The sequence below is a fragment of the Streptomyces sp. NBC_00885 genome, assembly GCF_045207475.1.
In the GTDB taxonomy this organism is placed as follows: domain Bacteria; phylum Actinomycetota; class Actinomycetes; order Streptomycetales; family Streptomycetaceae; genus Streptomyces.
The window spans coordinates 2,928,026-2,948,053 of the sequence record NZ_CP108796.1 but is presented as its reverse complement, the minus strand read 5'-3'; the positions used below and the strand labels follow the sequence as shown (position 1 = coordinate 2,948,053).

The following is a 20,028-nucleotide window of genomic DNA, read 5'->3' as shown; positions in this document are numbered from 1 at the left end:
CCATGTTGCTCGAAGTGCGCGATCTGCACGTGGAGTTCCGTACTCAGGACGGGGTGGCCAAGGCCGTCAACGGCGTTCACTACACGGTGGACGAGGGGGAGACCCTTGCCGTGCTGGGCGAGTCGGGCTCCGGCAAATCCGTCACCGCACAGGCGGTCATGGGCATCCTGGACATGCCCCCGGGGAAGATCACCGGCGGCGAGGTCCTCTTCCAGGGACAGGATCTGCTGAAGCTCAAGGAGGACGAGCGACGCAAGATCCGCGGGGCCGGGATGGCCATGATCTTCCAGGACGCGCTCTCGTCCCTGAACCCGGTGCTGAGCGTGGGCGACCAGCTCGGCGAGATGTTCACCGTCCATCGCGGGATGTCGAGGAAGAACGCACGCGCCAAGGCGGTCGAGCTGATGGAGCGGGTGGGCATCCCCGGGGCCAGGGAGCGGGTGGGGCAGTATCCGCACCAGTTCAGCGGCGGTATGCGCCAGCGCATCATGATCGCCATGGCGCTCGCGCTGGAGCCTTCGCTGATCATCGCGGACGAGCCGACGACCGCGCTGGACGTCACCGTCCAGGCACAGGTGATGGATCTGCTGGCCACGCTCCAGAGCGAGCTCAACATGGGGCTCATCCTGATCACCCACGACCTCGGTGTCGTCGCGGACGTCGCGGACAAGATCGCGGTGATGTACGCGGGACGGATCGTCGAGACCGCCCCGGTCCACGACATCTACAAGGCCCCCGCCCATCCGTACACCAGGGGGCTGCTCGACTCGATCCCGCGCCTGGACCAGAAGGGCGAGCAGCTGTACGCGATCAAGGGCCTGCCGCCGAACCTGATGAGGATCCCGCCCGGCTGTGCCTTCAATCCGCGCTGTCCGCTGGCCCGGGACGTGTGCCGGACCGACGAGCCGCCGCTGTACCAGGTGTCCGAGACCCGCAGGAGCGCCTGCCACTTCTGGCAGGAGCAGCTCAATGGCTGAGGCGATCCTCGAGGTCCGCGACCTGGTCAAGCACTATCCGCTCACCCAGGGCATCCTCTTCAAGAAGCAGGTGGGCGCGGTCAAGGCGGTGGACGGCGTCGACCTCGACCTGGTGGCGGGCGAAACCCTCGGCATCGTGGGTGAGTCGGGCTGCGGAAAGTCCACGCTCGCCAAGATGCTGGTGCATCTGGAGGAGCCGACGGCAGGGACGATCCGGTACAAGGGCGAGGACGTCACCAAGCTGTCCGGCCGCGCGCTGAAGGCGGTCCGGCGGAACATCCAGATGATCTTCCAGGATCCGTACACCTCGCTCAATCCGCGGATGACGGTCGGGGACATCATCGGTGAGCCGTACGAGATCCATCCCGAGGTGGCGCCGAAGGGCGACCGGCGGCGCAAGGTCCAGGATCTGCTCGATGTCGTCGGGCTCAACCCCGAGTACATCAACCGCTATCCGCACCAGTTCAGCGGCGGTCAGCGCCAGCGCATCGGCATCGCACGCGGCCTCGCGCTCCAGCCGGAGATCATCGTGGCCGACGAGCCCGTCTCGGCGCTCGACGTGTCCGTGCAGGCGCAGGTGATCAACCTGCTGGACAGTCTGCAGAGCGAGTTCAGCCTGAGCTATGTCTTCATCGCGCACGACCTGTCGATCGTGCGGCACATCTCGGACCGGGTCGGCGTGATGTATCTGGGGCGGGTGGTGGAGATCGGCAGGGACGAGGAGATCTACGACCATCCGACCCACCCCTACACGCAGGCGCTGCTGTCCGCGGTCCCGGTGCCGGACCCGGAGGCGCGCGAGCACCGCGAGCGGATCATCCTGTACGGCGACGTCCCGTCACCGGCGAACATCCCCTCGGGCTGCCGGTTCCGTACGCGCTGCTGGAAGGCGCAGGAGAGGTGCGAGCTGGAGGTGCCGCTGCTGGAGGTGCCCGCGGTGTTCCGGCTCCAGGAGGGGCCGGCGAAGCATGCGTCGGCGTGCCACTTCGCGGAGGAGAAACGCGTCGTGCCGGGGGAGGAGGAGCCGGGCGGGGAGTGAGGCGGGCCGACGGCCGCCGTGGGCCGTATGGCCGCGGGTTCCGCTCAGCCGTCGGCAAGGTCCTCCGCCGCGCGCAGCGCCGGGTCGAGGATGACCTCCTCCTCCCGTTCCCGCGTCGGGTCCTCCGGGAAGTGGCAGGCCGTCAGGTGGCCGTCGTGGCTTCCCTCGATCCGCACCAGCGGCGGCTCCTCGGCCGCGCACTTATGCTGAGCCTTCCAGCATCGCGTGCGGAAGCGGCAGCCCGACGGAGGTTCGATCGGTGACGGGACGTCGCCCGCCAGCCGGATCCGCTCGTGCGTACGCGCCTCCGCCTCGTCCGTCAGTGCCGCCTCCGGGACCGCCGAGAGCAGCGCATGGGTGTACGGATGGCGGGGGCGGTAGTAGATCGACTCACGGTCGCCCACCTCGACCACCTTGCCCAGGTACATCACCGCGACCCGCTGCGAGAAGTGCCGTACCACCGCCAGGTCGTGGGCGATGAAGAGGAACGCGATCCCCAGCTCCCGCTGGAGTTCCTGAAGCAGATTGACGACCTGCGCCTGGATGGAGACATCCAGCGCGGACACCGGCTCGTCCGCCACGATCAGCTTCGGCTCCAGCGCCAGCGCCCGCGCGACGCCGATCCGCTGGCGCTGACCGCCGGAGAATTCGTGCGGGAAGCGGTTGTAGTGCTCGGGATTGAGGCCGACGGTCTCCAGCAGCTCCCGCACCCTGTTCTCGCGGCCGCCCCGCGGCCGGATGCCGTTGATCTCCATGGGGCCGGAGATGATCTTGCCGACCGTCTGGCGGGGGTTCAGCGAGGAGTACGGATCCTGGAAGATCATCTGGATCTCGGAGCGGACCGGTGCCAGCTGTCTGCGGTCCGCGTGACTGATGTCCTGGCCCCGGTAGGTGATCTTCCCTGCGGTCGGCTCGAGGAGACGGGTCAGCAGACGGCCCGTCGTCGACTTGCCGCACCCCGACTCGCCGACGAGCCCGAAGCTCTCGCCCTCGTACAGCGTCAGATCGATGCCGTCGACCGCCTGTACCGACCCGATCCGCCGCTTGAACGGAAACCCGCCGAGGATCGGGAAGTGCTTGGTCAGGCCCTGTGCCGTCATCAGGACGTCGCCGCCCGCGGGCGCCCGGTCACGCGGGGCCGGGATGGTGGTTTCGTGCGCCATGTCGCGTCTCTCCCTATCCCAGCCGGGGCTTGATCTGCTCGATGAAGACCGTTCGCTTCTGCTCGCCCGTCAGATGGCAGGCGGAGCCTCGTCCCGGGGGCAGCTCCGGCCGTTCCTCCTCGCACCTCGCGCTACCGACCGTCGACGGGTAGCCGCAGCGCGGATGGAACGGACAGCCCGGCGGCGGCGCGAGCAGACTCGGCGGCGCTCCCGGAATCGGCGTCAGCAGCTCCGAGACGTCCGAGCCGAGCCGCGGCATCGACCCCAGCAGGCCCCAGGTGTACGGATGCTGAGGATCGCGCAGAATCTCCCGTACCGAACCCCGCTCGACCGCCCGCCCGGCGTACATGACCAGGAGATCGTCGGCGACATTGGCCACCACGCCCAGGTCGTGTGTGATCAGGATGATCGCCGAGCCGAACTCCTGCTGGAGATCGCGCAGCAGATCCAGAATCTGCGCCTGCACGGTGACGTCCAGCGCCGTAGTCGGTTCGTCGGCGATCAGCAGCGCCGGATTGCACACCAGCGACATCGCGATCATCGCCCGCTGCCGCATGCCACCGCTGAACTGGTGCGGATAGTCGTGCGCCCGCAGTTTTGCCTGTGGAATGCCGACCTTCTCCAGCATCTGAACCGCCCGGGCCCATGCCTCGCGCTTGGAGGCCCCGGTGTGCTTGCGGTACGGCTCCGAGACCTGCCGTCCGATCGTGTAGTACGGCGAGAGCGCGGTGAGCGAGTCCTGGAAGATCATCGCGGCCTTGTTGCCGCGCAGCCGCTCCAGCGTCCGTTCCCCTGCTCCGGTCAACTCCTCGCCGTCCAGCACGATCTCGCCCCAGGTCTCGGTGAACTTGGGGTCGTGCAGACCGAGGATGGAGAGATTGGTGACGGACTTCCCGGAGCCGGACTCACCGACGATGCCGAGCGTCTTGCCTCGCTCCAGATCGAACGAGATCCCGTCGGCCGCCTTGACGATGCCGTCCTCCGTGGAGAAGTGGACGTGCAGATCGCGTACGGAGAGAAAAGGGCCGTCCGCCGCCGGGGAAGCCGGCTGATCGGTCTTGGTCAGCGTGGTCACTGAAGACTCCTATGCCAGCCGCACACGCGGATCGAGCAGGGCGTAGACGGCGTCCACGACGATGTTGAAGAAGACGATGGCCGCCGCGCTCACCAGCATCACGCCCATCAGCATGGGCAGATCGGTGAGCTGGACGGACTGCACGGCCAGCCGGCCGATGCCGTGCAGCGTGAAGGTGACCTCGGTGATCATCGCGCCGCCCAGCAGTGAGCCGAGGTCCATGCCGAAGATGGTCAGCACCGGGGCGACCGCGCCCCGCATGGCGTACCGGAAGAACACCGTCCGGCCGGCGAGCCCCTTCGCGCGGGCCGCCCGGACATGTTCCTCCTGCAACTGCTCGACCATCAACGACCGTGCCAGTCGGCTGTAGTTGGCGACGAAGATCATGGAGAGCACCAGCCAGGGCAGGATCATCCCGGTGAACCACCCGGCCGGGTCCTCGGTGATCGGGCGGTACTCGGGCTGGTCCAGCCAGCCCAGGTTGGAGACGAACAGCGCCAGAGCGAGCACGCCGACGAAGTAGATCTGCAGCGACGAGCCGAGCAGCGACAGTGAGCTGAAGAACTTGTCGACCCAGGTGCCGCGGCGCGCGGCGGCCAGCAGACCGATACCCACGCCTACGGTGAGGAAGACGGCCGCGCCGCCGAAGGCCAGCGAGAGCGTGGTGGGGAAGCGGTCGAGGATCGTGCCCCACACCGATTCCTGATTGACGAACGAGTAGCCGAAGCAGGGCGCGTCGCAGTGCCCGACGGAGAAGTCGCGGCCCGCGAAGATCCCCACCATGAAGTCCCAGTACTGCACGGGAACCGGCTTGTCGAGGCCGAGGTTGCTGTTGATCAGGGCGAGCGCGGCGGGATCGCAGTTCTTTCCGCAGGCCAGCCGGGCCGGCTCGGCCGGCAGCGCGAAGAAGAGGAAGAAGGTGACCGCGCTGATCACCAGAAGGATGACGAGGGCACCGAGCGTGCGGCGGACGAGGAATCTCAGCATGGCTTCGCGGGCTTCCGGTGAGAGGGACCGGCCCCCGCCCCCAGAAGCGGGCGGGGAGCCGATCCGGTGTTCCGGCGGGTTACTTGACGAAGACGGCGGTCGGGTCCACGGCCCCGTACGGCTCGTGGAACTTCACCCCGCCGAGGCCCGAGCCCCACAGCGTGAACAGCCGGTTGTAGAAGATCGGCACCTGCGGCACCTCGTCGGTGAGAATCTTCTGGCTGATCTTGATCCACTCGTTGCCGGCCTGGTCGATGTCGCCGATCTTCTCCGCCTTGGCGATGTCGGCGTTGACGGCCGGGGCGTTGAGGTGCGAGTAGTTCGCCGAGTCGTCGTAGATGTTCTTGCCGTCGTACAGCGGCGGCACGACCGTCGAAGCGGACGGCCAGTCGGCGCCCCACGAGGAGCGGTAGGCGTCGAACTGGTTCTTCACCTTGCCGATCTGTGTGTAGTACGTGGTGGAGTCGATCTCCTTCTTCTCCACCTGGAATCCGGCCTTCTCCAGCGCCCGTTCCACGACCACCGCGGCGTTCTGGGCGGGACCGGTGTTGGCGTAGGCGTAGACGATCGTTTTGCCCTCCTGGCCGGCCTCCTTCAGCAGCGCCTTGGCCTTCTCCGGGTTGCCCGCCGGGTACTTCTTCTTCTCAAACGGATCAAAGGGCTGGTAGCCCTTGAGGGTCGGGCCGACCAGGCCGCCCGCGACCTCGCCGGCCTTCACGCCGCCGTACTGCTGGAGCACCTGCCCTGACGGCCAGGCCCAGGCCAGCGCCTGACGTACCCGCTTGTCCCCCAGCCGGTCCATGTTGAAGCTGACGACGTCCACGTAGGGCTGGGTCTTGGTGAACGACCTCGCCATCGCCTCCTTGTTCCCCAGCACCGTGGAGATCAGCGACGGGTCGACCGCGTTGGTGAAGGTCATGCCCGTCTTGTCGGCGCCCTGCCCGGCGACGAGCCGGCGCGTGGAGTCCACCCACTGGTGCCCGAAGGTGACCGAGAACTTGTCCGCGTACTGATGGCGTACCGCGTCCGTCTTCGGGTCCCAGTTGCTGTTCCTGACGAACTCGATGCTCTTGTCGGGCTTGAAGTTCTGGATCTTGTACGGGCCCGAGGCCACCGGCGCCTTGTCGTACTTCTCCTGGGTGTCCTTGGCTGCAGGCACCGCTGTGATGTTCGGCATGGCGACCGCGAAGGGCACTTCGGCCCGCGGCTGAGTGAAGTGGAAGACGACCGTCTTGTCGTCCGGCGTGGCAAGCACGCTGTCGGGCAGATGCTTGCCCTTGTACGGGCCGTCCGGCAACGCCTTCCGGAAGGTCTGCCCGGACCCCGAGAGCCACTGCTGCAGATAAGTCGGCCCGCTGACCTGGTACTTGGCGTACAACCGCTCCACGCCGTGCCGTATGTCCTTCGAGGTGATCGGCGTGCCGTCCTCGAACTTCAGCCCGTCCTTGAGGGTGTACGTCCAGGTCTTGCCGCCGTCCGACGACTTTCCGGTGTCCGTGGCGAGGTCGCCGACCAGCGTCACCTTCCCGGTCTTGTCGTCGATCTTGTAGGTGGTGAGGGTGCGATTGAACAGCGTCTGCATGATCAGCTCGTCGCTGACATAGATCTGGCCGGGGTCCAGATGCTCGAAGGCGTCACGCTGGAGCACGGAGACCGTGCCGCCGGGCTTGGCGCCCGGGAGGTCCGGGGCGGGCCCGGTGGAGTCCTGAGCGGTGCCGATGCTGATGGTCTGCTGCTTGAGCTCGGGTTCCTTGGACTGTTTGTCCTTGCTGTCACCCCCGCCGCCGCTGCTGCATGCGGACAGCACAAGCGCTCCGGCGGCGACCGAAAGGGCCGAGATCCGCACTCTTCGCTGAATGGTGGACGTCATGGTCTCCATGCACCTGCCTCGTCGGACGGAACACTCAGTGCCTTACGACGTGCCTTGCGCTGTGCCTCGCCACGTGCCCGGGGATGGGCGTCAGAGCCTGGTCTTCGGGTCGATGGCGTCCCGGACCGAGTCCCCGAGCAGGTTGAAGGCGACCACGAAGATCACCATCGCGATGCCGGGGAAGAACATGTAGGTGATGTCGCCCTCGTAGAAGTCGGCGCCCTTGGCGAACATCCGGCCCCAGTCGGGCGTCGGCTCCACCAGGCCCACGCCGAGGAAGGAGAGACCTGCCTCCAGGGTCACGAAGTTGGGCAGCATGAGCGTGGACTGCACCAGGATCGGCGTCGTCACATTCGGCAGCAGCTCCTTGCGGATGATGCGCCAGGGCGGGGCCCCTGTGACTTTGGCCGCTTCGATGAACTCCCTTTCGCGCAGGCTCAGCACCTGGGCTCTCAGCAGCCGCGCGAGCGTCATCCAGCCCAGCAGCCAGAGCACGAGGACCAGCGCGGTGACCCGGAAGTAGGTCGGGGTCTCCTTCTGCGGGCTGACGAACAGCGCGGTCACCACCGGCATGAAAGCCACGAAGAAGAGCTGCTGCGGGAAGGAGAGCAGCAGATCGATGAACCGGCCCAGGAAGTAGTCGGTACGGCCGCCCATATAGCCGGCGGTCACTCCGACGAGGATTCCGGTGACGGTGGAGAGAATGGTCGCGGCAACACCGATCAGCAGCGAGGTGCGGATTCCGTACACCAGCTGCATGAGGACGTCGCGGCCCAGCCTCGGTTCGATTCCGAACCAGAATTCACCGTCGATGCCGCCATTGGGTTTCACCGGATAGCTGGTGATCGGATCGAGCAGTTCGGGTCGGTCGAGGCCGTAGGTGGTGTACGGATCCTTCCCGTACAGCCAGCCGATCACCGGGGCGAGAGCCGCGACGACGAAGAAGAACAGCACGATGTACGCGGCGAGTACGCCGGTACGGTCGCGTCTGAAGCGGCGCCATGCCAGCCGGCCGGGGGACCGGCCGACCAGGGTCTGCTCCTGCCCGGGCGGGGCGGCAGGGAGCGGACCGGCCGCGGTGGCCGGATCGGTGGCCTGTTCGGCTAACTCGCCACGGGATGTCGTCACGTTTCTGCTCGCCCCCGCAATTCATGACTCGCGGTTCATGACTGACGTACTGACGTGCCGTCAAGAGCTCGGAAAACGCTGCTGGTTGAGCGGACTGTGGCAATCGTTGTCAGTGCCAGTCAAGAGCCAGGAGGCGAAAGGCGTGATGTCGGTGCGCTTCTTGAGCGAACGTTGTGCAGATCGAGGTGGCGACGTGCTTGACAGTCGGCCGAGGTGGGCGACATAGCTCAATAAATGCCCATCAAATTCGTTAACATGCAGGCAACTTGACTGTCGCAACACCGATATACGAACGCGCCACGCTGAACAGCGTACGGCCGTGCGGGTGCCGTAGACCGGCTGGGGCTCGCCATGTGGCTCCGGCCGGTCGCCCGCGCCGTGCGGGCCCTTGTTCGGCGCAGTGGAGCGATGCAACATCGCACTGTGACTTTTACGCGGGGGGCCCGGATCACCGGCTCCGTGCTGTGCGCCGCCCTCGCGATCCTCGTCGGTGTGTGGATCGCCCGTGATCTCACCACCGTGGACGACCCGCTCGACCTGTGGCGGTTCTGGACCGGGAACGCGGGCGGCGTCAGTGCCTCCGCCCCGATGACGACCACCCTTGAGGATCTGGTGCTGCTCGCGGTGTACCTCACCGTGGCCGTCGCCGCTCTGCGCTCACCGGTCGCGGCCGCCGCGCTGGTGGCAGCCGGAGTGGTCACCCTCGCCGTCCGGCTCCCCGGGCTGTGGGTGCTCAGCTCCTCCTGGATGGGACAGCGAGCCACCGACGAACTGCGCACCAGGGCGCTGTACTGCGCCTTCGCCGCACTGGGGCTCGGCCTGGGGCTGATCATCACGGCCGCGGCGGGACGGCGGGCGCCCGCTGCGTACGACCCGTACACCGTGCATGGCTCCCCGGCGGCCCACGAACGGACGCCGACCAGGCCCACGCAGGGTGTGTCCGTCCTCGCCTTTCTGCTCCTCGGCACGGCGGCGGCGGTCCTGGCGGCCTGGGAGGTCTACACGGCGAGGGAGATCGGCGGCTCGCGCTCTCTCGACCGCTTCACCGGCGACGACACGGTCCTGATGCCGCTGCTCGGGACACCGCCGGGATGGCTGACGGCCGTGACCGTGACGCTCGCGCTGGTCGCGGCGATCGGAGCGCTCTTCCACGCGGTCCACTCGCGGCCACTGGGCCTGGTGGCGGGGGCCCTTGTGCTCGGCACGGGCGGTCGGGGAGTTGACATCGCGGTACGGAACGACCTCTTCACCCGGCTCGGCGATCTGCCGACGCGGGACCAACTGCTGGTGCTGTCCTGGCTGTTCGAGGTGGCGGCGGGATTGACGCTGCTGGTTGCGCTGGGGCGGCGGGGGGAGGGGAACGGCGTGACGGGTGCGCGGCGGGCGGCGCCGACGGGGGTGTTCGGCCCGCCACCGCCGAGCTCGCCACCGCCGGGGTGGTAGCGGGGGTTCCCGAACCGGGGCTTCGCCCCGGACCCCGTATGCGACCTTCGGCCGCATGTCCTCAATCGCCGGACGGGCTGAAATTGTGCGGCAGAGCCGCACACTCAGCCCCTCCGGCGTTTGAGGAGCGGGGGTCCGGGGGCAGCGCCCCCGCAAGGGGTCCGGGGCGGAGCCCCCGGTTCGCGCCGCGAAGCGGGCGCCAGGAGGTTGGGGGTCCCCCCGGACGGAGTCTGGGGGAGGGCGGGGTGGGGAACACGCCCCGCGCAGCGGCACCGCCTACCGCAGACCCAGCGCGCGCTTCAAGAAGTCCACCTCCAGCAGAAGCCGGTTCTCCGCGATCTGTTCCTGCGGAGTCATATGCGTCACCCCGCTCAGCGGCAGCACCTCATGCGGCCGCCCCGCCGCCAGCAACGCCGACGACAACCGCAACGTATGCGCCATCACCACATTGTCGTCCGCCAGACCGTGAATGATCATCAGCGGCCTCGCCGGGTTCTCCGGCGCCGTCAACCCGTCGTCCGTGACAAGGGAGTTCGCCGCGTACACCTCCGGCTGCTTCGCCGGATCGCCGAGATAGCGCTCGGTGTAGTGCGTGTCGTACAGCCGCAGGTCCGTCACCGGCGCACCCGCCACCGCCGCGTGGAAGACGTCGGGGCGGCGAAGGACCGCGAGCGCCGCCAGGTAGCCGCCGTACGACCAGCCGCGGATCGAGACGCGGTCCAGGTCGAGCGGGAACGTTCCGGCGAGCGAGTGCAGGGCCTCGATCTGGTCGTCGAGGGTCAGCGGGAAGTTGTCCTTGATCGCCTTCTCCCAGCCGGGCGAGCGCCCGGGAGCCCCCCGGCCGTCCGCGACGATCACCGCGAAGCCCTGGTCGGCGAACCACTGGGAGGTGAGATACGGATTGTGTGCCGCGTACACACGCTGGCCGTGGGGTCCCCCGTACGGATCCATCAGTACGGGCAGCGGCCCGTCCGCCTCCCGGTAGCCGGTCGGCAGCAGCACCGCGCAGGGAATCCGCCGCCGCCCGCCCTCCACCAGCCGCACCCGCGCGGACAGCACGGGCTGCTCTGCGTACGAGGCCACCGTCGCGACCGGTTTGCCGTCCCGCAGCACCTGCACGGACGTGCCGCTCACCTCCGTGCGTGAGGAGGCCAGTACCGTCACCCCGCCGGAGCGTACGGCCGAGTGCACCCCGGCCCCTTCCGAGACGCGCTCGATCCCCAGCTCGTTGACCCGGTACACATGGATCTCGCCGATCTCCGGATCCGCGGCTTCCTCGCCCGCGGCCGCGGACACCAGAACATCGTTCTCGCCGATGTCGAGTACCGCCCGCAGCTGCAACTGCGCCCCCGTCAGCGTCCGGTCGCCGACCGCGAGCACCCGGGCGCCGCCCTCGTCCGCGATCCGCACCAGGCGCCCGTCCGGCGCCCAGGCCGGCACCCCGGGGAACAGATCCAGCCACACCGCGTCCTCGTCGACATGCACCGTGCGGGTCTTGCCCGTCTCCGGGTCCACCGCCAGATACAGCTGGGTCCGCTGGTCGCGCGCCTGGACGAGCAGCAGCGGAGCGCCCGCCGCCGACCAGTGCACCCGTGCCAGATACGGATAGCGCGACCGGTCCCAGCTCACCTCCGTACGCTCCCCGTCCAGCGTGAGCAGGAACAGCCGCACCTCGGCATTGGGCGTGCCCGCCGCCGGATACCGCACCTGCTCCGGCTCCCGTTCCGGATGGGCGGGGTCGGAGATCCACCAGCGCCGTACGTCCCTTTCGTCCACGCGCGCGACCAGCAGCCGGTCCGACTCGGGCGCCCACCAAAAGCCCCGTGAGCGGTCCATCTCCTCGGCCGCGATGAACTCCGCCAGGCCGTACGTCGTGTGCTCGATCTCCGGCTCGGCCAGCGCCCTGTCCCCTTCGCCCTCCGCGCCGGTCAGCCGCAGCGCGCCACGGGCCACATAGGCGATGTGCCGGCCGTCGGGGGAGGGCCGGGGGTCGATCACCGGTCCGGGCACGGGCAGTTCGCGGGCGGTCCCTGCTCGCAGCTCGGCCGCGTACAACCGCCCGGAAAGGGTGAATGCCGCCAACTCGACCGCCTGGTCCACCGCGTAGCCGACGATGCCCGCCGAACCTTCGCGGCTGCGCTCCCGCCGGGCCCGCTCCTCGGCCGAGAGCTTCTCCTTCGCCCCGCCGAGCAGCGCCTGCGGATCGGCGGCGAGCCGCTCCTGCGGCCTGCGTGACTCGCCGTCGAGATCCAGCACCCAGAGCCGGCCGGTCCGGTCGGTCCCCGAGGGCGACCGGAGGAACACCACCCGGGAGCCGTCCGGCGACACCGTGAAGGCGCGCGGTGCGCCGAGAGTGAAGCGCTGGGTCCTGGCGTACTGACGCGGGAAGGAGAGCTGCGGCTTCGTCGTCATGCGACCGAACCTAGCGTTCGTGCGCCCCCATGTGCTGCCGTGCACCGATCGATGCGTGGGAACGGATAGTTATGATCCGTAGCGCAAGGTGGGTATAGAACCCCCTGGCACATGCAAGCTGCCCGTCCCGACCGAATATCTGTGGAGGTGAACCGCCGTGGCACTCTCGATTTCGGCGGTGGTGCTGCTGGCGATCGTCGTCTTCCTGCTGGTCCGGAAATCCGGGCTGAAGGGTGGGCATGCGGTGGTCTGCGTGTTGCTCGGGTTCTATCTGGCCAGTTCGTCCATCGCTCCCACCATCAACGAACTGACCACGAATGTGGCCGGGATGATCGGGGGCATCAAGTTCTAGAGCCGCGGCCCGGCCGCAGGGGCTGTCCGGCCTCGTAGGCTGTCCCGTATGAAGGATCTTCCCGCCCGCCGTCTGCTGCTGGTGCACGCGCACCCGGACGACGAGTCGATCAACAATGGCGCGACGATGGCCAGGTACGCGGCCGACGACGCCCGGGTCACGCTGGTGACCTGCACCCTCGGGGAGGAGGGCGAGGTCATTCCGCCGGACCTCGCCCACCTCGCGCCCGACCGGGACGACCGCCTCGGGCCGCATCGCATCGGCGAACTGGCCGCCGCGATGAAGGAGCTGGGCGTCACCGACCACCGTTTCCTGGGCGGGCCCGGCCGCTTCCGGGACTCCGGGATGATGGGCCTCCCGCAGAACCGTCGCGCGGGAGCGTTCTGGAACACCGACGTGGACGAGGCCGCTGCGTATCTCGTCGAGATCATCCGCTCGGTGCGCCCCCAGGTCCTTGTGACGTACGACCCCAACGGCGGTTACGGACATCCCGACCACATCCAGGCCCATCGGGTCGCGATGCGCGCCGCGGAGCTGGCCGGCGATCCCGCCTTCCGGCCCGATCTCGGCGAAGCGCACTCCATCGCCAAGATCTACTGGAACCGGGTACCGCGCTCGGTGGCCGCGGAAGGCTTCGCGCGACTGCGCGCCGCCGGAGTGGACTTCCCGGGCATCGCGGAGATCGACGACATTCCGGGTGTGGTCGACGACTCCGAGATCACCGCGGAGATCGACGGCAGGCCGTACGCGGAACAAAAGGCGGCGGCCATGCGCGCCCATGCCTCCCAAATCGCCGTGGACGGCCCGTTCTTCGCACTCTCCAACGATCTGGGGCAACCGATCTTCGTGACGGAGTACTACCAGTTGGTGCGGGGCGAGCCGGGCGCGCCGCCCGGAGAGCGTGAGCACGATCTCTTCGCGGGAGTGGCGACATGAGCGTCAGCGGCGGCCGGATCGCCGGCTATCTCTCTCTCGCGGTGTTCGGCGCGCTCGTCGGCATCGCGGGCTCACTGGTCCAAGGGGCCTGGCTCCCGGCCGGGTTGGTGCTCGCGCTGCTCGCCACGGCCGGGCTGTTCTACGGCGCGCTGCTGCTGACCGGCACCCAGCTCGGCGTGCTGTCCCCCGCCGTGGGCTGGCTGCTGGCGATCGTGGCGCTGAGCATCGGCCGCCCGGAGGGCGACGGCCTGTTCGGCGCCGGCGTGGGGCCGCTCGTCTTCATGCTCGGCGGAATGGCGATTGCTGTGATGTGCGCCACCCTGCCGCGGCTCGCGCAACCGGGCGGCGCCCCCGGCCGACTTGGCAAGTAACGGCAACGCGAGGTACCTCTTCCACGGTTGTGTGCCGGTCCGGGGCCAATGTGCCGCACACCGCTCTCACCTCGGGCGGGACCCCCGACGCACACGCCGCGCTGCGGGCCCCTATGGTGGGTCGCCCCCAGGGGGTGGGAAGGCACTGAACTGACCATGCCCGTACGGTCGGCGGAATGTCGCTTTCCACAGTCCCGGGGTGTCTGTCGGCGGCGGCCAGTATGGTGGTGCGCGCCGCCGAGCCGCCCGCAGCAGAGCACGCACTTGTAAGAAACGGGCGGTGGAGCCAACCGGGAGAACCTGCTTTGAGTCGTGAAACTGACAGTTCGTCCTCCGGCCCCCAGGGGCGCGGTGGAGCCGCGTACCCCTCGGGAACACCGCCGTACGGATCCCGCCAGTATCCGTCGCTGCACCCCACGCAGGACGCTCCGGACGAGACCGCTGCCGCGCCCGCCGAGCCGCAGCCGGACGAGCCCAGGACCGAGACCACGCTGACCACCCGCATCCGGATCAACATCCCGGGTTCGCGGCCGATCCCGCCGGTCGTCATGCGTACGCCGATGAGCGAGGCGGAGGCGGACGCCCACGCGGCCGCAACCGGTGGCCACGACAGCGAGCGCACGGGCAGCACGCCCCGGCCGGACGTGGCGCAGGACGCCGCGGCGGCGGAGCCGCAGGCCGAGGAGAAGGCCCCGGCGAGCGACTGGTTCGCGCCGCGGAAGTCCTCGTCGACGAGTACGAACGGGGCGGGGCTTTCGGTACCGGGCGCCCAGTCGTCCGCTTCCGCGGCGCCCGCGGGTCCGGCCGGTGCGTCCGGCGGGTCCGGCGCGGCTGCGAACGGCGGTGGTCCCGGGGCGGGGCTTCCGTACTTCTCCGACGGGCAGCAGTCCGGCGGGCGTCCGCCGGGCCCGGGCCAGGCCCCTCCCGGTTCCGGCCCCGGTCCCGAGACGTCCGCGCCGCGCCCGCGCAGCGCGATCAGCGACCTGGCGGCGAACGCCGACGCGCCGCCCGCGGGTGCGAACGGCTTCGCCTCTGGGGCTCCAGGGGGCAGCACGCCTCCAACGGGTGTACGGCCGCCGACCGGCCCGACAGGGGGCCCGGTCAAGGGCAGCATGCCGATCCGTCCGCGTACGGGCGGCCAGGGCGCGCCTCAGGGCCCCAGCCACGGCGTTCCCGGGCAGGGCCCGGGCGTACCCGGCCCCGTCGCACCCGGCCCGGGAGGACCTGGCTCCGGCGTTCCTCTGATGTCGGACGACACCGCCGTACTGACCCCGCAGAAGCCCGCAGGACCGGCCGCCGAGCCCCCCGGTGGTCATGTCTCCGGCGACACGCTCACCAGCGGGATCCCCGTGGTCCCGCCGGAGCACCGCTCGCCGTTCCCGCCCTTCGCCGGCGCCGGACCCGCGACCGGACCTGGCACCGGGCCGAACCCGCTCGCGACCCCGATCATCGGTGGCCCGGGCCCGCAGGAACCCGACGCCGGTTTCTCGGCGCCCGAGTTCCCGGCCGGTACGAGCGGTACCCCGGGTGGCCCGGTGGCCCCCGTTGCCGCGCCGGCCGCGGCCCGGCCCGCCCCGGCCCCCCGTTCCGCGCCCGCCAAGAAGGGCCGCTCCAAGCTGGTGCTCGCCGGCGCTGGAGTGTTTGTCCTGCTCGGCATCGCGTACGGCGCGGGCCTGCTGATGAACCACTCCGACGTACCGAAGAGCACCACCGTCCTCGGTGTCGACATCGGCGGCGGCACCAAGGAGGACGCCGTCGGCAAGCTCGACGCCGCTCTCGGCAAGCGCGCGGCCACCCCGCTGCAGCTCTCGGTCGGCGGCAAGAAGGAGCAGCTCGCCCCGGACAAGGCCGGGCTCTCGCTGGACAGCCAGGCCACCGTCCGTAACGCCGCGGGCAGCGATTACAACCCGTTCTCGGTGATCGGCTCCCTCTTCGGCGGCGAGCGCGTCGCCGAGCCGGTGATCCTGGTCGACGAGGAGAAGCTGAGCGTCGCGCTCACCGACCTCGCGGGCGTCTCGGGCTCGGCCACCGAGGGCACGATCAGGTTCGAGCCGGGCAAGGCCGTGGCCGTACCGGGCAAGTCGGGCAAGGCGCTGGACGTCGGACGCTCCATGCTCTCGGTCAAGGACGCGTACCGCGCCCAGGTCGAGACGGGCAGGCCGAACCTCGTGGAGCTGCCCGTCGCCACCCGCGAGCCGGCGATAAGCCAGACGGAGCTCGACCGGGCGATGAAGGCCTTCGCGGAGCCCGCGATGTCCGGCCTGATCACGATCAAGGCGGGTGACAAGCAGATCCAGTTCGGCCCCGCCAGGTCGCTGCCGAAGATCCTTTCCATGAAGGCGATCGACGGCAAGCTCGTCGAGGTCTACGACAAGAAGGCGATCGAGGAACTCCTGGACGGCGTCTTCGACGGCGTCATGATCACCAAGGGCGACGGCAAGAAGCACGAGGTCTCCGCCGACGATGTCGCGCAGGCCATGGGCACGGCGCTGCGCGGCAAGACGCCCGAGGAGCGCACCACGGTCATCGAGCTCGACCCGAGCTAGCTGCCGGCCGCTTCGTCGCTGATCAGAGCCCCTGCCCGGACCCGGGCGGGGGCTCTTGTCGCCGTCGGCATCACCGTCGGCATCACACTCGGCATCCCGGTCGGGATCAGAGCCGGGGTCATGGTGCGGGCCATGACATCTGTCATCCCGGAGTCACGACCGACGACACTGACGGCGGACCCGGTCCGGCGGCCAGTCTGAACACATGACGACGACAGCCCCTCCCACCCGCACAACTCCGGTGGTGAGCTTCGAGAATGTGAACAAGAGCTACGGCACGGTCCGCGCCGTGGCCGACCTCTCGCTGACGCTCCACCCCGGCGAGACCGTCGCCCTCCTCGGCCCCAACGGCGCGGGCAAGTCCTCCACGCTCGATCTGCTCCTCGGCCTGCGCCCCGCCGACACCGGCTCCGTACGGCTCTTCGGCACGACCCCGCAGCAGGCCGTCGCGGCCGGCCGGGTCGGCGCGATGCTCCAGAGCGGCGGCCTGATGGAGGAGGTCAGGGTCCGCGAACTGGTGAAGCTCGCCTGCGCGCTGCACCCCAGGCCGTACCCCGTCGACCAGGTGCTCGCCCAGGCCGGGATCGGTCAGATCGCCGACCGTATGGTCAACAAGCTCTCCGGCGGCCAGGAGCAGCGCGTGCGGTTCGCGCTCGCGACGGCCGGTGCCAACGATCTGATCGTCCTCGACGAGCCGACCACAGGCATGGACGTCCAGGCCAGGCACTCCTTCTGGGCCACCATGCGCGAACAGACCGAGCAGGGACGTACGGTCCTTTTCGCCACGCACTATCTGGAAGAGGCCGACGCGATCGCCGACCGGGTGCTCGTCCTGCACCGGGGGCGTCTCCTCGCCGACGGCACAGCCGCCGAGATCAAGGCCAAGGCGGGGGCGCGGCGGATCTCCTTCGATCTTCAGGGCCCGCTCGACGAGGTCGCGCTGCGTCGACTGCCGTTCCTGTCCACGTTCTCCGTGTCCGGCCGCACGGTCCGCATCCAGTCGCACGACGCGGACGCGACCGTCCACGCGCTGTACGGACTCGGGGTCTACCCCCGCAATCTCGAAGTCGCAGGACTGGGCCTGGAGCAGGCTTTCGTCGCCATCACGGAGGCCGAGGAGGCCAAGGCGCTGTGAACACTCTCATCAAGCTGGAGATCACCCGCACCCTGCGGAACAAGAAGTTCATGTTCTTCTCGGTGATCTATCCCTCCGCGCTGTTCCTGATGATCGCGGGCACCCAGGACTCCGCGGCAAAGGTCCCGCACACCGAATTGACGATGCCCGCCTTCTACATGGTCGCCATGGCCTCGTTCGGCGCGCTGACCGCTGTCCTGATGGGCAACAGCGAACGCATCGCCAAGGAGCGTGAGAAGGGCTGGGTCCGCCAGCTGCGGCTCACCTCGCTGCCCGGCCGCGGCTATGTCCTGGCGAAGATCGCCGGTGCGGCCGTGGTCACCCTGCCTTCGATCCTGATCGTCTTCGCCGTCGCCGCCCTGGCCAAGGGCGTACGCCTGGAGACCTGGCAGTGGCTCGCGCTCACGGGTTCCATCTGGGCCGGCAGCCTGGTCTTCGCCGCGCTGGGCGTGGCCGTCGGCTATGTCGCGAGCGGAGACGCGGTCCGGCCCGTCACGATGATGCTCTACTTCGGGCTCTCGATCCTCGGCGGTCTGTGGATGCCCACCACGGTCTACCCGCAGTGGCTGCAGAACATCGCGGAATGGCTGCCCACGCACGCGTACGCGGGGCTCGGCCAGGCCATCGAGCTCGGCAACTCCCCCCATCTGAAGGACATCGCCATCCTCGGGGTGTACTTCGTACTCTTCGCGGGAGGCGCGGCCTGGCTGTACCGGAAGGACACACTGAAGGCGTGAACGAGGAAACCTTCGCCAGGATCGGGCGCCCGCCGACCACGCGCCGCCAGGCCGCAGTGAAACTGCTCTGGATATGTATCTGGCTGGCCTTCATGGGCGCCCCTGTAAGCGACCTGCTCCGTGGCGAACACACGAGCCGAACCACCGCACTTGGGTGGCTCGGCCTCGTGACCTTCGTCGCCGTCTATCTGGTCCTCGTCTTCCGCCACACCTCCAAGCCGGTGACCAGGACCATCGTGCATGTCACGCTCGCCGTGCTGTTCTCCCTCGCGGCGGTCCTCACTCTGAGCCTCGGCTCCGCGTGGCTGGTGCTGTTCGTGTACGTCTCGGTCTCGGCCGGAGCGACACTGCCGCTGAACCAGGCCCGCGTGGTCATCCCGGGCATCACCGCGGCAATGGTCCTCATCGGCCTGAAGACCGACAACCCGGGGGACGTCCTCCCGGCCGTCGTCATCCCGGCCCTGCTCGGCGGCTTCGCGCTGACGGGAGTGCGCCAGATGGTCGTGACGACCAAGGCACTGCGCGAGGCCCGCGCCACGGTGGCCCAGCTCGCGGCGAACGAGGAACGGCTGCGGCTGGCCCGGGACCTGCACGATCTGCTCGGCCACTCCCTGTCGCTGATCACCCTCAAGAGCGAGCTCGCCGGGCGGATGCTGCCGGACCAGCCGGAGCGTGCCGCCCAGCAGATCGCCGACATCGAGAAGGTCAGCCGCCAGGCACTCGTCGACGTACGGGAAGCGGTCACCGGCTACCGGCGGCCCACGCTGCCGGGCGAGCTGGCCGGCGCGCGCACCGCGCTGGCCGCGGCCGGAATCACGGCTGAGGTTCCCGCCGACGCCCCGGAGATCGCCGAGCAGCAGGAGGCGGCACTGGCCTGGTCGCTGCGGGAGGCGGTGACCAATGTCGTACGCCACAGCGGCGCGCAGCGCTGCGTCGTCGCGCTGACCCCGCGCCAGACGCTGGACGGCCCGGTCCTGGAGCTGATGGTTCAGGACAACGGCCGTGGCGGCAGCGCGCCGTTCGGCAACGGTCTGACGGGGCTGAGCGAACGCATCACGGACGTCGGCGGCACGGTGGACACCGGCTCCGGCCGAGGCTCCCAAGGCGGCTTCACGCTCACCGTGCGGGTCCCTCTAGGATCCGCCTCATGATCCGACTCCTCCTGGCCGAAGACCAGTCGATGGTCCGCGAGGCCCTTGCGGCACTGCTCGGCCTGGACCCGGACTTCGAGGTGGTCGCCCAAGTGGCACGCGGCGACGAGGTGTTGGCGGCGGCGCGCGCCCACGAGGTGGACGTCGCGCTGCTCGACATCGAGATGCCGGGCAGGACGGGCATCGAGGCGGCGCGCGAACTCCACGCGGAGTTCCCCGCGGTGAAGATCGTCATCCTCACGACCTTCGGCCGCCCCGGCTATCTCCGTACGGCCATGGAAGCGGGCGCCGACGCCTTCCTGGTCAAGGACGCCCCCGCGGCCCAACTGGCCGACGCGGTACGCAAGGTGCTCGCCGGCGAACGCGTCATCGACCCGACCCTCGCCGCCGCGGCCCTGGCGGAGGGCGCGAACCCGCTCACCGACCGCGAGCGCGAGGTCCTGCGGGCGTCGGGGGACGGCGCGACGAACGCGGAACTGGCGGCGCGGCTGCACCTGTCCCAGGGGACGGTGCGCAACTACCTTTCGACAGCGATCCAGAAGCTCGCGGTCAGGAACAGGGCGGAGGCGGTGCGGGTGGCGCGGGAGAAGGGCTGGCTGTAAGCCGCGGGACCTGCCACTTCGAGTGAGCGCACCGCGGGCAGGCGCACGGCGGATAGCGCACCCCGGACTCGATCGGTACGGTCCCCGGCTTGGGCCGGACGGTG

At 69.4% G+C, this 20,028-nt stretch carries 17 protein-coding genes; 11 read left to right on the top strand and 6 right to left on the bottom strand.

Translation table 11 applies throughout. The features are described 5' to 3' along the window. Nucleotides 1–2: 2 nt before the first annotated feature. Complete coding sequence (locus OHA61_RS12925; protein ID WP_406303187.1) at nucleotides 3–977, top strand: ABC transporter ATP-binding protein; 975 nt, start codon at nucleotides 3–5, stop codon at nucleotides 975–977. Further along, nucleotides 970–2,016 (top strand): ABC transporter ATP-binding protein, encoded by a 1,047-nt coding sequence (locus OHA61_RS12920; protein ID WP_406303186.1) that lies wholly within the window; start codon nucleotides 970–972, stop codon nucleotides 2,014–2,016. The genes OHA61_RS12925 and OHA61_RS12920 overlap by 8 nt, the downstream gene beginning before the upstream one ends. A 44-nt stretch (nucleotides 2,017–2,060) precedes the next feature. Here the strand turns inward: OHA61_RS12920 and OHA61_RS12915 are convergent, their stop codons facing one another. From OHA61_RS12915 to OHA61_RS12895, 5 genes are all read right to left on the bottom strand, one after another. Further along, nucleotides 2,061–3,179, bottom strand: coding sequence for an ABC transporter ATP-binding protein (locus OHA61_RS12915; protein WP_406303185.1), 1,119 nt, complete (start codon nucleotides 3,177–3,179; stop codon nucleotides 2,061–2,063). 13 nt (nucleotides 3,180–3,192) lie between these two features. Then, nucleotides 3,193–4,254: an ABC transporter ATP-binding protein gene (locus OHA61_RS12910; RefSeq protein ID WP_406303184.1), complete on the bottom strand. Its 1,062-nt coding sequence runs from the start codon at nucleotides 4,252–4,254 to the stop codon at nucleotides 3,193–3,195. A 9-nt stretch (nucleotides 4,255–4,263) separates the two neighbouring features. After that, a complete protein-coding gene (locus tag OHA61_RS12905; protein WP_324986387.1) occupies nucleotides 4,264–5,241 on the bottom strand; it encodes an ABC transporter permease in 978 nt (325 codons plus the stop codon). A 79-nt stretch (nucleotides 5,242–5,320) separates the two neighbouring features. Continuing rightward, complete coding sequence (locus OHA61_RS12900) at nucleotides 5,321–7,111, bottom strand: ABC transporter substrate-binding protein (protein WP_406303183.1); 1,791 nt, start codon at nucleotides 7,109–7,111, stop codon at nucleotides 5,321–5,323. Between the two features lie 90 nt (nucleotides 7,112–7,201). Next, entirely contained in the window at nucleotides 7,202–8,239 is a 1,038-nt protein-coding gene (locus tag OHA61_RS12895) for an ABC transporter permease (protein WP_406303182.1), read from the bottom strand. A gap of 423 nt (nucleotides 8,240–8,662) precedes the next feature. Here OHA61_RS12895 and OHA61_RS12890 point away from each other — a divergent pair, with 423 nt between their 5' ends. Continuing rightward, entirely contained in the window at nucleotides 8,663–9,682 is a 1,020-nt protein-coding gene (locus OHA61_RS12890) for a hypothetical protein (protein ID WP_406303181.1), read from the top strand. Nucleotides 9,683–9,958: 276 nt separating this feature from the next. Here the strand turns inward: OHA61_RS12890 and OHA61_RS12885 are convergent, their stop codons facing one another. After that, nucleotides 9,959–12,094: a prolyl oligopeptidase family serine peptidase gene (locus tag OHA61_RS12885; RefSeq protein WP_406303180.1), complete on the bottom strand. Its 2,136-nt coding sequence runs from the start codon at nucleotides 12,092–12,094 to the stop codon at nucleotides 9,959–9,961. A 157-nt stretch (nucleotides 12,095–12,251) separates the two neighbouring features. On the opposite strand from OHA61_RS12885, the gene OHA61_RS12880 reads away from it, so the two are divergent. The 8 genes from OHA61_RS12880 (at nucleotide 12,252) to OHA61_RS12845 (ending at nucleotide 19,924) form a co-directional block, all read left to right on the top strand. Continuing rightward, complete coding sequence (locus OHA61_RS12880; protein WP_324986400.1) at nucleotides 12,252–12,446, top strand: hypothetical protein; 195 nt, start codon at nucleotides 12,252–12,254, stop codon at nucleotides 12,444–12,446. A gap of 48 nt (nucleotides 12,447–12,494) precedes the next feature. Continuing rightward, the gene (mshB, locus tag OHA61_RS12875; RefSeq protein WP_406303179.1) at nucleotides 12,495–13,382 is read left to right on the top strand and encodes an N-acetyl-1-D-myo-inositol-2-amino-2-deoxy-alpha-D-glucopyranoside deacetylase; all 888 of its coding nucleotides are present in this window, start codon (nucleotides 12,495–12,497) and stop codon (nucleotides 13,380–13,382) included. Then, a complete protein-coding gene (locus OHA61_RS12870) occupies nucleotides 13,379–13,753 on the top strand; it encodes a DUF6113 family protein (RefSeq protein ID WP_389371657.1) in 375 nt (124 codons plus the stop codon). The genes mshB and OHA61_RS12870 overlap by 4 nt, the downstream gene beginning before the upstream one ends. Before the next feature lie 305 nt (nucleotides 13,754–14,058). Beyond that, the gene (locus OHA61_RS12865) at nucleotides 14,059–16,299 is read left to right on the top strand and encodes a hypothetical protein (protein ID WP_406303178.1); all 2,241 of its coding nucleotides are present in this window, start codon (nucleotides 14,059–14,061) and stop codon (nucleotides 16,297–16,299) included. 205 nt (nucleotides 16,300–16,504) lie between these two features. Continuing rightward, a complete protein-coding gene (locus OHA61_RS12860) occupies nucleotides 16,505–17,434 on the top strand; it encodes an ABC transporter ATP-binding protein (protein ID WP_406303177.1) in 930 nt (309 codons plus the stop codon). Further along, a complete protein-coding gene (locus OHA61_RS12855) occupies nucleotides 17,431–18,171 on the top strand; it encodes an ABC transporter permease (RefSeq protein ID WP_406303176.1) in 741 nt (246 codons plus the stop codon). The genes OHA61_RS12860 and OHA61_RS12855 overlap by 4 nt, the downstream gene beginning before the upstream one ends. Then, nucleotides 18,168–19,322 (top strand): sensor histidine kinase, encoded by a 1,155-nt coding sequence (locus OHA61_RS12850; protein ID WP_406303175.1) that lies wholly within the window; start codon nucleotides 18,168–18,170, stop codon nucleotides 19,320–19,322. The genes OHA61_RS12855 and OHA61_RS12850 overlap by 4 nt, the downstream gene beginning before the upstream one ends. Next, nucleotides 19,319–19,924 (top strand): response regulator transcription factor, encoded by a 606-nt coding sequence (locus OHA61_RS12845; protein WP_406303174.1) that lies wholly within the window; start codon nucleotides 19,319–19,321, stop codon nucleotides 19,922–19,924. The genes OHA61_RS12850 and OHA61_RS12845 overlap by 4 nt, the downstream gene beginning before the upstream one ends. Nucleotides 19,925–20,028: the final 104 nt, after the last annotated feature.

Bases quoted from the DNA above. Each gene is read 5' to 3' on its own strand.
- OHA61_RS12900 (WP_406303183.1), bottom strand. From the start codon at position 7,111: ATGACGTCCACCATTCAGCGAAGAGTGCGGATCTCGGCCCTTTCGGTC.
- OHA61_RS12845 (WP_406303174.1), top strand. From the start codon at position 19,319: ATGATCCGACTCCTCCTGGCCGAAGACCAGTCGATGGTCCGCGAGGCC.
- OHA61_RS12905 (WP_324986387.1), bottom strand. From the start codon at position 5,241: ATGCTGAGATTCCTCGTCCGCCGCACGCTCGGTGCCCTCGTCATCCTT.
- OHA61_RS12885 (WP_406303180.1), bottom strand. From the start codon at position 12,094: ATGACGACGAAGCCGCAGCTCTCCTTCCCGCGTCAGTACGCCAGGACC.
- OHA61_RS12920 (WP_406303186.1), top strand. From the start codon at position 970: ATGGCTGAGGCGATCCTCGAGGTCCGCGACCTGGTCAAGCACTATCCG.
- mshB (WP_406303179.1), top strand. From the start codon at position 12,495: ATGAAGGATCTTCCCGCCCGCCGTCTGCTGCTGGTGCACGCGCACCCG.
- OHA61_RS12860 (WP_406303177.1), top strand. From the start codon at position 16,505: ATGACGACGACAGCCCCTCCCACCCGCACAACTCCGGTGGTGAGCTTC.
- OHA61_RS12870 (WP_389371657.1), top strand. From the start codon at position 13,379: ATGAGCGTCAGCGGCGGCCGGATCGCCGGCTATCTCTCTCTCGCGGTG.
- OHA61_RS12915 (WP_406303185.1), bottom strand. From the start codon at position 3,179: ATGGCGCACGAAACCACCATCCCGGCCCCGCGTGACCGGGCGCCCGCG.
- OHA61_RS12925 (WP_406303187.1), top strand. From the start codon at position 3: ATGTTGCTCGAAGTGCGCGATCTGCACGTGGAGTTCCGTACTCAGGAC.